Annotated in this window: 12 protein-coding genes; all 12 read left to right on the top strand. The window is 65.8% G+C overall.

Translation table 11 applies throughout. The features are described 5' to 3' along the window. On the top strand, positions 1–1,389 hold the full coding sequence (ftsW, locus tag MUN23_RS00840) for a putative lipid II flippase FtsW (RefSeq protein WP_248761660.1): 1,389 nt from the start codon (positions 1–3) through the stop codon (positions 1,387–1,389). Between the two features lie 6 nt (positions 1,390–1,395). After that, positions 1,396–2,496 (top strand): undecaprenyldiphospho-muramoylpentapeptide beta-N-acetylglucosaminyltransferase, encoded by a 1,101-nt coding sequence (gene murG, locus MUN23_RS00835; protein ID WP_248761659.1) that lies wholly within the window; start codon positions 1,396–1,398, stop codon positions 2,494–2,496. Further along, the gene (gene murC / locus MUN23_RS00830; protein WP_248761658.1) at positions 2,493–3,869 is read left to right on the top strand and encodes a UDP-N-acetylmuramate--L-alanine ligase; all 1,377 of its coding nucleotides are present in this window, start codon (positions 2,493–2,495) and stop codon (positions 3,867–3,869) included. The genes murG and murC overlap by 4 nt, the downstream gene beginning before the upstream one ends. Next, a complete protein-coding gene (locus MUN23_RS00825; protein ID WP_248761657.1) occupies positions 3,862–4,830 on the top strand; it encodes a cell division protein FtsQ/DivIB in 969 nt (322 codons plus the stop codon). The genes murC and MUN23_RS00825 overlap by 8 nt, the downstream gene beginning before the upstream one ends. Before the next feature lie 187 nt (positions 4,831–5,017). Beyond that, positions 5,018–6,250, top strand: coding sequence for a cell division protein FtsZ (gene ftsZ / locus MUN23_RS00820; protein ID WP_248761656.1), 1,233 nt, complete (start codon positions 5,018–5,020; stop codon positions 6,248–6,250). Between the two features lie 8 nt (positions 6,251–6,258). Further along, positions 6,259–6,948 carry a polyphenol oxidase family protein gene (locus MUN23_RS00815; RefSeq protein ID WP_248761655.1) on the top strand — a complete coding sequence of 230 codons (690 nt, stop codon included), beginning with the start codon at positions 6,259–6,261 and terminating at the stop codon, positions 6,946–6,948. After that, positions 6,941–7,681, top strand: coding sequence for a YggS family pyridoxal phosphate-dependent enzyme (locus MUN23_RS00810; protein ID WP_248761654.1), 741 nt, complete (start codon positions 6,941–6,943; stop codon positions 7,679–7,681). Before MUN23_RS00815 ends, MUN23_RS00810 begins: the two co-directional genes overlap by 8 nt. 88 nt (positions 7,682–7,769) lie before the next feature. Further along, positions 7,770–8,300, top strand: a complete 531-nt coding sequence (locus tag MUN23_RS00805; protein WP_056342219.1) for a cell division protein SepF — start codon at positions 7,770–7,772, stop codon at positions 8,298–8,300. A 120-nt stretch (positions 8,301–8,420) separates the two neighbouring features. Beyond that, positions 8,421–8,708: a YggT family protein gene (locus MUN23_RS00800; RefSeq protein WP_248761653.1), complete on the top strand. Its 288-nt coding sequence runs from the start codon at positions 8,421–8,423 to the stop codon at positions 8,706–8,708. 177 nt (positions 8,709–8,885) lie between these two features. After that, entirely contained in the window at positions 8,886–9,581 is a 696-nt protein-coding gene (locus MUN23_RS00795; RefSeq protein ID WP_248761652.1) for a DivIVA domain-containing protein, read from the top strand. 93 nt (positions 9,582–9,674) lie between these two features. After that, on the top strand, positions 9,675–10,265 hold the full coding sequence (gene lspA, locus MUN23_RS00790) for a signal peptidase II (protein WP_058929373.1): 591 nt from the start codon (positions 9,675–9,677) through the stop codon (positions 10,263–10,265). Further along, positions 10,258–11,184 carry an RluA family pseudouridine synthase gene (locus tag MUN23_RS00785; RefSeq protein ID WP_058929372.1) on the top strand — a complete coding sequence of 309 codons (927 nt, stop codon included), beginning with the start codon at positions 10,258–10,260 and terminating at the stop codon, positions 11,182–11,184. The genes lspA and MUN23_RS00785 overlap by 8 nt, the downstream gene beginning before the upstream one ends. The last annotated feature ends 2 nt before the right edge of the window (positions 11,185–11,186 follow it).

The following is an 11,186-nucleotide window of genomic DNA, read 5'->3' as shown; positions in this document are numbered from 1 at the left end:
ATGGTCAGCACGCCCACCCGGTCGCCGGCCCCCCGGCCGCGCGCCGGGAAACCCGCTTCTCCCGTAAAGTCCACCGTCACCCTGCCGGACCGGATCCGGGACTCGTACCAAGCCTTCTGGTCCACGCTGGAAGGAACCGGCACCTCCAAGAACGGCTCAACCTATTACCTGATCCTTGGTTCCACGCTGGCCCTGACCGCCATCGGCATCATGATGGTGCTATCGGCCTCCAGCGTCGAATCCATCGCTGCCGGAAAATCGCCCTACGGCGACGCCCTCAAGCAGGGAATGTTCGCCGCCATCGGCATCTTCACCATGTTTGTCCTCTCCCGCATCAACGTGGTCTGGCTGAAGCGCCTGGCCTGGCCCGGACTGGGCGGGGCCCTTGTCCTCCTGGTCCTGGTGCAGGTGATCGGAGACGAAGTCAACGGCAACAAGAACTGGATCGACCTGGGCGGCATCACGTTCCAGCCGTCCGAGGCATCCAAGCTGACTCTGGCGCTGTGGATGGCCACCGTCCTGGCCAGGAAAGGGAAGCTGCTGCGGCGCTGGCCCCACGTGCTGATCCCGGCCGTGCCGCTGGCGGGCGGGGTCATCGGCCTGGTCCTGCTGGGCAATGACCTGGGCACGGCCATGATCATCATGATGATCACTGCTGCCGCCCTCTTCTTCGCCGGCGTACCGCTGTACCTGTTCGGGTTCGCCGCCCTGGCCGCGGTCGCCGGCACGGCCGTCATGGCCATCACCAGCTCAAACCGCATGTGCCGCATCACCTCGTGGTGGACAGGCCAGTCCTGTGCCGACGGCATTGACGCCAACTACCAGGCCACCAACGGGCTGTACGGGCTCGCGTCCGGCGGCTGGTTCGGGGTTGGCCTGGGCCAAAGCCGGCAGAAGTACAGCTGGATCCCGGAAGCCCACAACGACTTCATCTTCGCCATCATCGGCGAGGAACTCGGCCTGGTGGGCACCGTCGTCGTGCTTGTCCTTTTTGCCATCCTTGGCGCCGCCATCTACCGCGTAGTGGTGGCGCAGGAGGATACGTTCCACCGGGTGCTGGCCGGCACCATCATGGTGTGGCTGCTGGGGCAGGCCACGGTCAACATGGCCGTGGTGACAGGGCTGATGCCCGTGATCGGCGTGCCGCTGCCATTCATTTCCTACGGCGGTTCGGCACTGCTGATGTCGCTCTGCGCCGTGGGGGTGGTGCTGTCGCTCGCCCGCGAACAGATGGCGCCCGCCCTCAGGCCGAAGAAACTGCTCAAACTCGGCGCCAAGAAGGCCGGGGGAGCCGCTGGCCGCAAACCTGCTGGCCGGAAAACCGCCGGCCCGACTACCGTTGCCCGCAAGACCGCCAGCCCCACAACAACCGCAAGAAAGCGTACGTAGCACCAGATGACTTCCCAGAACCTGTCCATTGTCCTGGCGGGCGGCGGAACCGCCGGCCACATCAGCCCCCTTCTGGCCATCGCGGCCGCCCTGCGTGCAGCCGCGCCCGGAGCGAGGCTGCTGGCTGTGGGCACGCCCGCCGGCATGGAAACCCGGCTGGTGCCAGCCGCCGGCCTGGACCTGGCCACCATCGACCGGGTGCCGTTTCCGCGGAAACCTTCCGTTGACCTCCTCAGGCTGCCCGCACGGCTGGCCGGGGCGGTCAGGCAGTCCGGACGCATCCTCGACGACGCCTCGGCTGACGTCCTGGTGGGCGTCGGCGGCTACGTCTGCACACCCCTGTACCTCGCCGCCCGGCGCCGGGGAATCCCCATCGTGATCCATGAGGCCAATACCAGGCCCGGCCTGGCCAACCGGGTGGGATCGTTCCTGACCCGTCACGTGGCCACCGCCTTCGACACCACGCGCCTGCGTCACGCCCGCCATGTGGGCATGCCCATGCGGACCGAAATCTCCAGCCTGGACCGTGACGCTGCCCGCGCCGCCGCGCGCGAAGAACTGGGCCTGGATCCCACGTCGCCAACGCTGATTGTGACCGGCGGTTCTTCCGGGGCCCTGAGCATCAACCGCGCAGTCGCAGCCTCCGTCGAGGATCTTGGCGCGGCGGGGATCCAGACACTCCACATCACCGGCCGCGGCAAGACGGTTTTGGGGCCCGACGGCGGCCCGCTCGCCGCGCCGGGCTACCGGCAGCTGGAGTACGTGGACGGCATGGAACGGGTGTACGCCGCCGCCGACGTGCTGCTGGCGCGGTCCGGCGCAGCCACGGTCTGCGAAGTGGCCGCCGTGGGAGTGCCGGCAGTGTTTGTCCCGCTGCCCATCGGCAACGGCGAGCAGGCGCTCAACGCGGCGGGGCTCGTGAACGCCGGCGGCGCACTCCTGGTCCAGGATAAGGACTTCACCGCGCAGTGGGTGGCCAGCAGGCTCATCCCCCTGGTCACCGACCCCGGCCGCCTGGCCACCATGGCCGCCAGCTCGCGCCGCCTTGGCATCAGAAACGCCGATCAGCGCATGGCTGACCTTGTCCTGGAAGCGGTATCCGCATGATCCCCGCAAGCATCCGCAGCCAGGAGTCCCTGGGCCGAGTCCATTTCATCGGCATCGGCGGGGTGGGAATGTCCGCCGTGGCCCGCATCATGGTGGCCCGCGGCGTCGCCGTCAGCGGATCGGATGCCAAGGACCTTCCGGTGATGGCGGAGCTGGCCGCCGCCAGCGCGAGGATCGCCGTCGGATACGCCGCAGCCAACCTGGGCAATGCCCAGACTGTAGTGGCCGGCTCGGCGATCCGTGCGGACAACCCCGAACTGGTGGCCGCGCGTGCGGCCGGCCTGCCCGTGCTGCACCGCTCGGAAGCGCTGGCAGCCACCATGGGGGACGACCTCGTGGTGACCGTGGCAGGCACCCACGGCAAGTCCACCACCACCTCCATGATCACCGTCCTGCTCCAGGGCGCCGGGATGGATCCGTCGTTTGCGATCGGCGCCAACGTGCCTGCGCTCGGCGTCAATGCCGCCCACGGCACGTCAGGGGTCTTTGTGGCCGAAGCTGACGAGTCCGACGGCTCCTTCCTGAACTACCGGCCAAAGATAGCCGTGGTCACCAACGTCGAACCCGATCACCTGGACTACTACGGCACCGCCGAGGCCGTCTACGAGTCCTTCGACCACTTTACGGAGCTGCTTCCGGCCGACGGCGTACTGATCGCCTGCGCTGATGACGCCGGCGCCGCAGCCCTCGCAGGGCGCACGCGCGCGCGCGGCAACACCCGGGTGGTGCTGTACGGCACCTCGGAGGGGTCGGACCTGGTGCTGCACGACGGCGGCCCCGGGGACGTGGCGGTCTCCTCACCCGCCGGGCGGTTCGCCCTGGACCTGCAGGTCCCGGGCAGACACAACGCGCTGAACGCCGCCGCCGCCGTCGCCGTCGCGCTGGAGCTGGGGGTCGACGCCGAAGCTGCCGCGCGTGCCCTGGCGCACTTCTCTGGCGCTTCCCGGCGCTTTGAACTGAAAGGGGAGGCGCGCGGGGTGCGCGTCTATGACGACTATGCCCACCACCCCACCGAGGTCCGGGCCGCCCTGACGGCTGCACGGTCCGTGGCCGGAGGCCACCGCGTCCATGTCCTGTTCCAGCCGCACCTGTTCTCCCGCACCAGGGAGTTTGCCAGGGAGTTCGCAGATGCGCTGAACCTGGCAGACACCGCCCTGGTCCTGGACATATACCCCGCGCGCGAAGATCCCATCCCGGGAGTCAGCAGCCAGCTCATCGCCGAGCACCTGTCGCCCGGCGGACGCCTGGTGGAGCCGGGCGGGGCGGTTGCTGCCCTTACGGACGCCGCCGGACCCGGCGACATCATCCTGACCGTCGGGGCAGGGGATGTCACGGCCTTCGGACCGCAGATCGTGCAGGCTCTCGGTGGGTAGTCCGCGCCGGCCCACCTACGCTTCACCGGGCAGGCGCCAGCCTTCCGTTCCGGCGGAACCGGAGGTCATTTCGGCCTCCAAAAGCGCCCCCGAGGCGGACACCCCGTCTTTGTCCGGCCGTAAGAATGCGAAGGACGCCGGCCGCAAGCGGTCAGCGGACAAGGTATCAGCGGGCAAGGCATCAGTGGGCGGGGCGCCGGCAGACAAGGCACCAGCAGTCAAGGCGCCGGCGGGCACCGATAATGTGCTGGCCTTCCCGGAGCCGCCCGGAAAACGCCTCAAGCGGAACATCATGGTGACCCTGGGCTCTGTCCTGGCGTTGGTCTGTGCGCTGCTGGCCGCCGCAATCTTTTCGCCGGTACTCGCCGTAGGCACCGTCTCGGTGTCCGGGACCCGGCTCGTCACCACGGAACAGGTGCAGGCCGCACTGGAACCCCTGAAGGGCAAACCCCTGCCCCAGATCAGCGATGAGGAGGTCAGCCGCCTCCTGGCGCCGCTCGTCCAGATCAAGTCCGTCTCAACCCAGGCACGCCCGCCGTCCGGGTTGGTGGTCCAGGTTTTGGAGCGGGTCCCGGTGGCCCTGGTCAAGCAGGGGGAGCAGTACCAGTTGGTCGATGTGGACGGCGTGGTCCTGGCCAGCCCTGCGGACCCTGCCACGGTGGCCCTGCCCGTAATCGACGGCGGCGCCGGAACCATTGGCAAGGACCTCTTCCAGGCCACCGCAGCGGTCCTCGGGGCTCTCCCGCTGGACGTGCTGTCGAAGCTGTCCAACGCGTCCGCCCAGTCTGTGGACGCCGTGGAGCTCCAACTGGTGGACGGTCAGACCATCATTTGGGGGAATGCGGGGGAGAAGGAGCTCAAAGCCAAGGTGCTTGAAGCCCTGCTCAAAGTTCCCGCGGACCCGAAGAACCCCGTCCGTGTGTACGATGTGAGCGCGCCCCGGCATCCGGTGACGCGCTGAACGCTTTATTTACCCGGTATTCCCGCGACACGCGGCTCCGGTTATTGAATGTCCGAACCATAGGAAATAGCGTTCCAGACATGAGTTACTTGACATAACTATAACCTTCAACTCGAAGGTTAAGGTTCGAAGCTTCAAGCCCGACTCCACAGTTTTCGCAATAGGACACGAACAAGGGACACGTAACGTGGCAGCTCCGCAGAATTACTTGGCCGTCATCAAGGTCGTCGGCATCGGCGGCGGTGGCGTGAACGCAGTCAACCGCATGATCGAGGTCGGCCTCCGGGGCGTTGAATTCATCGCCATCAACACAGATGCCCAGGCGCTGCTGATGAGTGACGCCGACGTCAAACTCGACGTCGGACGTGAGTTGACCCGCGGGCTCGGTGCAGGCGCCAACCCCGAGGTGGGCAAGCAGGCTGCGGAGGACCACGCCGACGAAATCGAAGAGGTCATCCGCGGCGCGGACATGGTGTTTGTGACCGCCGGCGAAGGTGGCGGCACGGGCACCGGTGGCGCCCCTGTGGTTGCGCGCATCGCCCGGTCCCTCGGAGCGCTGACCATCGGTGTGGTGACCCGCCCGTTCACGTTCGAGGGCCGCCGTCGTGCTGGTTCTGCAGAGGCGGGCATCGACGCCCTCCGCGACGAAGTGGACACGCTGATCGTCATCCCGAACGACAGGCTCCTGTCCATCAGCGACCGCAACGTCTCCGTCCTGGACGCTTTCCGTTCCGCTGACCAGGTCCTGCTGTCCGGTGTCCAGGGCATCACGGACCTCATCACCACCCCCGGCCTGATCAACCTCGACTTCGCGGACGTCAAGTCCGTGATGCAGGGCGCAGGATCCGCGCTGATGGGCATCGGCTCCGCCCGCGGCGAAGACCGCGCGGTGAAGGCTGCCGAGCTCGCCATTGCATCGCCGCTGCTGGAAGCCTCAATCGACGGCGCCCATGGTGTCCTGCTCTCCATCCAGGGCGGTTCCGATCTCGGCCTCTTCGAAATCAATGAAGCTGCCCGCCTGGTCCAGGAAGTGGCCCACCCCGAAGCCAACATCATCTTCGGTGCCGTGATCGACGACGCACTGGGTGACGAGGCCCGTGTCACGGTCATTGCCGCCGGTTTCGACGACGTCAAGGCTACCTCTCCCTCCATGGACCAGTCGCAGCCGCAGGTTGCGCCGCAGCGGCCCGCAGCGGCACCCGCACCGGCTCAGGCGCCCACTTCGGGTGGCAGCCACCAGCACAACGTCCAGCCGGTCCACGCCGGAGTCGGCGCGTCAGGCCTGAGCAACTGGGGCCAGCAGCGCCCGTCGGCGGTCCCCGCCGACTCAGGTTTCGACGTCGACCTGCCCTCGGTAGTGGAGCCGGACCTCTCGGGGAACCGCGCCGATGACCTGGATGTCCCCGACTTCCTGAAGTAGGGCCCGGTTTGTTCTATTGGCGGGCCGAAGTTTCGGCTGGCGTGAGTGTGGCGTTCACAGACACCCAGGCCGGCAATCTTGCCCTGCACGTCGGGGACAACGCCGCTGATGTTCTCCAGCGCCGGGAGGCGCTGGAGAACGCTGCCGGCCTGACCGTGGGTTCCCTTCGGTTCATGGAGCAGGTCCACGGCACTGCGGTGGAAATGATGGAGCCGGCCACGCCGGCGCCGACCGCCGATGCCATGGTGTCGTGGGGGCTGCCGCTTGCGGTGATGGTGGCCGACTGCATCCCGGCATTACTCGTAGGGGAAGGACCAGACGGCCCGGTCCTCGCCGCCGCGCACGCAGGCCGCCCGGGGATAGAAGACGGTATTCTCCCGGCGGCAGTGGAGCGGATGCGCTCAGCCGGGGCCACCGCCATCCGTGCCTGGCTGGGCCCGTCAATCTGCGGGCGTTGCTATGAGGTGCCCGCCGAACTGCGCGCCCAAGTAGCTGCCCAGGTGCCGGCGACGCGGGCTGCCACGTCCTGGGGCACGCCAGCATTGGATCTCCCAGCAGGGGCGAAGAGCCAACTTGAAGCTGCCGGCGTCGTTATCGAATATGCGGGTCCGTGCACGCTTGAAAACGAAGAGCTTTTCTCTTACCGCAGGTCCAACACCACCGGGCGCTTCGCGGGACTGGTGTGGTCGCATGAATGAGGGCACTGTGGAGGACAACGCCGAACGGATGGCTGATCTGGCGGAGCGCCTCGCCGCCGTGCAGCGTCGTATTGATGCGGCCGTCCAGGATGCAGGCCGGGCGGGGGAACTGCCCACGCTGATTGTGGTCACCAAGTTCCATCCGGCCGCCGACATCAGGCGCCTGGCTTCCCTCGGCGTCCGCGACGTCGGCGAGAACAGGGATCAGGAAGCCTCCTCGAAGGCGGCCGAACTCGAAGGCCTCGGACTCAACTGGCACTTCGTCGGTCAGCTGCAGAGCAAAAAAGCGAAATCCGTCGTGAAGTATGCCCATGCGCTCCACTCCGTGGACCGGCTGGCCCTGGTTGATGGCCTCGAGCGGGCCATCGCCGCGGAACAGGAGCGGACGGGCCGGGGAGCCCTGGACTGCTTCATCCAGGTCAGCCTCGACGACGACGCCGGCGCGCATCGCGGCGGCGTGGCCGCGGCGGAGGTACCACTCCTGGCAGAGCGGCTGGCGGCTGCGGCAGGACTGGAACTGGCGGGCGTTATGGCTGTCGCCCCGTTGGGGACCAGTCCTGAGGTGGCGTTTGAAAAGCTGGCAGCCATCTCGGCGGCCTTGGTAGCGGAGCATCCCGGCGCAACCGCCATCTCGGCGGGCATGAGCCAGGACCTGGAAGCGGCCATCCGTTTCGGTGCGACACACCTGCGAATCGGTTCCGATATTCTCGGCTCGCGTCCTGACGTGGGGTAGCGTCGAACCCATAGGAAGTGAATGGCGGGGGATTCAAGGCTGTCAAGTCATTGGGCGGCCCGCCTACGGACACGATTAGGAGTCGACCATGGCCGGCGCTCTGCGCAAGACAATGATCTATCTTGGGCTCGCCGATGGCGATGAACACTACGAGTCCGAGCACACCACAACACGTAAGGACGAGGACGATTCGATGGAAGTTGACCGCGAGGAACGCCGTGCACCGGCACCCGTCCGCGACGTCAGCCGCGAGTCATCACACGCCCCCGAAGAGGAATACCGCGCACCAGTGACCCCCATCAAGCGTGCGGCCTCAAGCCGCGAAGAACCGTCCGGGCTTCGGCAGATCACCACGATCCACCCGCGGTCCTACAATGACGCCAAGCTCATCGGTGAGAGTTTCCGGGACGGCATCCCCGTCATCATGAACGTCACCGACATGGGCGAAGCGGACGCCAAGCGTCTCGTTGACTTCTCGGCCGGCCTGGTTTTTGGTCTCCGGGGCAGCATCGAACGCGTCACGAACAAGGTTTTCCTGCTGTCACCGTCGTACATTGAGGTCATTGGCGATGACAAGAAGGTCAGCGAGACCCAGGCCAGCTTCTTCAATCAAAGTTAGCCCTGAGCTTATTCCGGATGCCAGACAGGTACACCTGTCTGGCATCTGTGCTGAAATAGACAAGAAACATTGGCAGGGCACCGCGGTATCCGGAATGGACATGGAGATATGAGTTAAGTCATGGGAATTGTTTTCGGACTTGTCTATATCGCCCTTTTGCTGTTCTTCGTGGCGCTGATCATCCGGCTGGTCTTTGACTGGGTCCAGATGTTTGCCAGGGAATGGCGTCCGCGTGGTGTTGCCCTCGTGGTGGCCCACACGGTGTACTCGATCACCGATCCGCCCCTCAAGGGGCTCCGGAGGGTGATCCCGCCGTTGCGGCTCGGCGGGGTGACCTTGGACCTCGGGTTTCTGGTCCTGTTCATCGCCGTCAGCATCGCGATGGCGGTCACCAGGGGTTTCGCGTAATCTTCGACAAGACCTAGCGGTGCAGGCGAAGTTCTTGGAAATGGAACTCCCTCTGGGCCGCGAAGAAATCTCCGGTTTGACACCCAGTGTTGAATTAGAGGAACCAGACAATATTTAGGTACCGTAGTTTTGACGGCCGGAAGGCCTACTGACTAACTAGACCAATGAGGTGACCAGATGGCTTTGACGCCAGAAGACGTTGTCAACAAGCGCTTTCAGCCGACCAAGTTCCGCGAAGGGTACGACCAGGATGAAGTTGATGACTTCCTGGACGAGATCGTTGTGGAACTCAGGCGCCTGAACCAGGAGAACGACGAGCTCCGCAAGAAGCTTGCAGAATCAGGTTCCGGCGTGCCGGCCAGCTCGGCTGCGTCCGCCCCGGTGGTCGAGAAGGTTCCCGCACCCGTCAAGGCTGACAAGGTTGAAACCCCGGCGAAGGCCGAGGTCGAGGCGAAAGCTCCCGACGCCGCCAAGAAGAAGGAAGCCGAGCCGGTAGCACCTGTTGTGGCCGTCCCGGCTGCTGCGCCCACCGCAGCCAACGGAAGCACGGTTTCAGCCGAGTCCGCTGCCGGCCTGCTCGCCATGGCGCAGCAGATGCACGACCGTCACGTCGCCGACGGTCAGTCCCAGAAGGACAAGATCATCGCAGAGGCCCAGATCGAGGCCAGCAGCCTGGTCAACGATGCCCAGGAGAAGTCCCGGAAGATCCTCGGTGCCCTCGAGCAGCAGCGCTCCGTCCTGGAACGCAAGGTAGAGCAACTCCGCGGCTTCGAACGCGACTACCGCTCACGCCTGAAGGCCTACATTGAAGGCCAGCTGCGCGACCTTGACGCCCGCGGTTCCGTGGCGGCACCCGAGGTTGAAGCGAACTAGTTCGTCAAGCACGTATTCTGAGAACCGGTGGCTGAGGATTCCTCGGCCGCCGGTTTTTGGGATTTAACATCGGTTTTACAAAATGAAAGCACCATGACTGACCACCTCGCCGCTGACGCCGCAAACCCTTCTCCTTCATCGGCCCGCCCCCGGCGGGCACTCCTGCTCTCGCTCTTCGCCGGTTTTGCGGTCTTTGCGTACGTCCTGGACCAGCTGACAAAACTCTGGGTGACGTCCTCGATGGTGGAGGGTGAACGCATCCCGGTGCTTCCGCCGCTCCTGCATTGGTACTTCATCCGCAATTCCGGCGCCGCTTTTTCGATCGGGGAGAATGTCACCTGGGTGTTCTCCATCATCATGGCCGGCGTCTCCATCGCCATTCTGTTCCAGGTGCGCAAGCTGGGCTCGGCCTGGTGGTCGCTGGCACTGGGTCTGCTCCTGGGCGGGGCCCTGGGCAACCTGACGGACAGGCTCTTCCGGGAGCCCTCGTTCGGCATGGGGCACGTGGTGGATTTCATCCAGCTGCCCAATTTTGCGATCTTCAACATCGCCGATTCCGCGGTGGTCTCAGCGGTGGTCATCATTTGTATCCTCACTCTTAAGGGGATCGCCCTTGACGGTTCACGCCACGTCGCGGCGGCACGGAAAGAGGCGGCACAGCCGAAGGACACGGACGGTGTCTGAGCGTGTGGTGGTCGCCGACGAATTCGGCGGAACGCGGGCGGACGCAGGGCTCGCCAAGTTGATGGGGATTTCCCGGTCAATGGCCGCGACCCTCATTGCTGAAGGCAACGTGGTGAGCCGCGGCAAGAAACTCGGAAAGTCCGCGCGGTTGGTTGCCGGCGATGTCCTGGAAGTGACGGTGCCTGAACGACGGGACCCGCTCGAAGTGGTGGAGGAAGTTGTGGAAGGCCTGAAAATCCTGCTGGACGACGACGAATTTGTCGTTGTGGACAAGCCGGTGGGCGTTGCCGCGCATCCGTCGCCCGGCTGGGTAGGGCCCACCGTGGTCGGCGGTCTCGCCGGAGCCGGCTTCCGGATCTCGACGTCGGGTTCCCCTGAGCGGGTGGGGATTGTGCACCGGCTCGACGTCGGCACGTCCGGGGTGATGGTGGTGGCCAAAACGGAGCGCGCCTACACGGCCCTGAAGCGGGCCTTCAAGGAGCGCACCGTGGAGAAGGTGTACCATGCGGTGGTCCAGGGGCTCCCGGATCCGCTGGAGGGCACCATCGACGCACCAATCGGTCGCCACCCCGGACACGACTGGCGCTTTGCCGTGATCGAAGACGGCCGGCCGTCGATCACGCACTATGAGGTGCTGGAGGCTTTTGGCAAGGCCACGCTGGTGGAGGTGCACCTTGAGACCGGGCGCACACACCAGATCCGTGTCCACTTTTCAGCGTTGCGGCACCCATGCGCCGGAGATCTTACCTACGGGGCGGATCCTCGGCTCGCCGCCACCCTGGGCCTGACCCGGCAATGGCTCCATGCCCGGCAGCTCGGCTTCGACCACCCGGCAACGGGGGAGCGCGTGACCGTTACCAGCGAATACCCGCAGGACCTGGCCTTTGCCCTCGAGGTCCTGGAGTCCGGGGAGGCCTAGCG

The sequence above is a fragment of the Pseudarthrobacter sp. SSS035 genome, from assembly GCF_023273875.1.
In the GTDB taxonomy this organism is placed as follows: Bacteria; Actinomycetota; Actinomycetes; order Actinomycetales; family Micrococcaceae; genus Arthrobacter.
This window is presented reverse-complemented; position numbering and strand designations above follow the sequence as displayed.

Bases quoted from the DNA above. Each gene is read 5' to 3' on its own strand.
- ftsW (WP_248761660.1), top strand. From the start codon at position 1: ATGGTCAGCACGCCCACCCGGTCGCCGGCCCCCCGGCCGCGCGCCGGG.
- murG (WP_248761659.1), top strand. From the start codon at position 1,396: ATGACTTCCCAGAACCTGTCCATTGTCCTGGCGGGCGGCGGAACCGCC.
- murC (WP_248761658.1), top strand. From the start codon at position 2,493: ATGATCCCCGCAAGCATCCGCAGCCAGGAGTCCCTGGGCCGAGTCCAT.
- MUN23_RS00810 (WP_248761654.1), top strand. From the start codon at position 6,941: ATGAATGAGGGCACTGTGGAGGACAACGCCGAACGGATGGCTGATCTG.
- MUN23_RS00805 (WP_056342219.1), top strand. From the start codon at position 7,770: ATGGCCGGCGCTCTGCGCAAGACAATGATCTATCTTGGGCTCGCCGAT.
- MUN23_RS00800 (WP_248761653.1), top strand. From the start codon at position 8,421: ATGGGAATTGTTTTCGGACTTGTCTATATCGCCCTTTTGCTGTTCTTC.
- MUN23_RS00795 (WP_248761652.1), top strand. From the start codon at position 8,886: ATGGCTTTGACGCCAGAAGACGTTGTCAACAAGCGCTTTCAGCCGACC.
- lspA (WP_058929373.1), top strand. From the start codon at position 9,675: ATGACTGACCACCTCGCCGCTGACGCCGCAAACCCTTCTCCTTCATCG.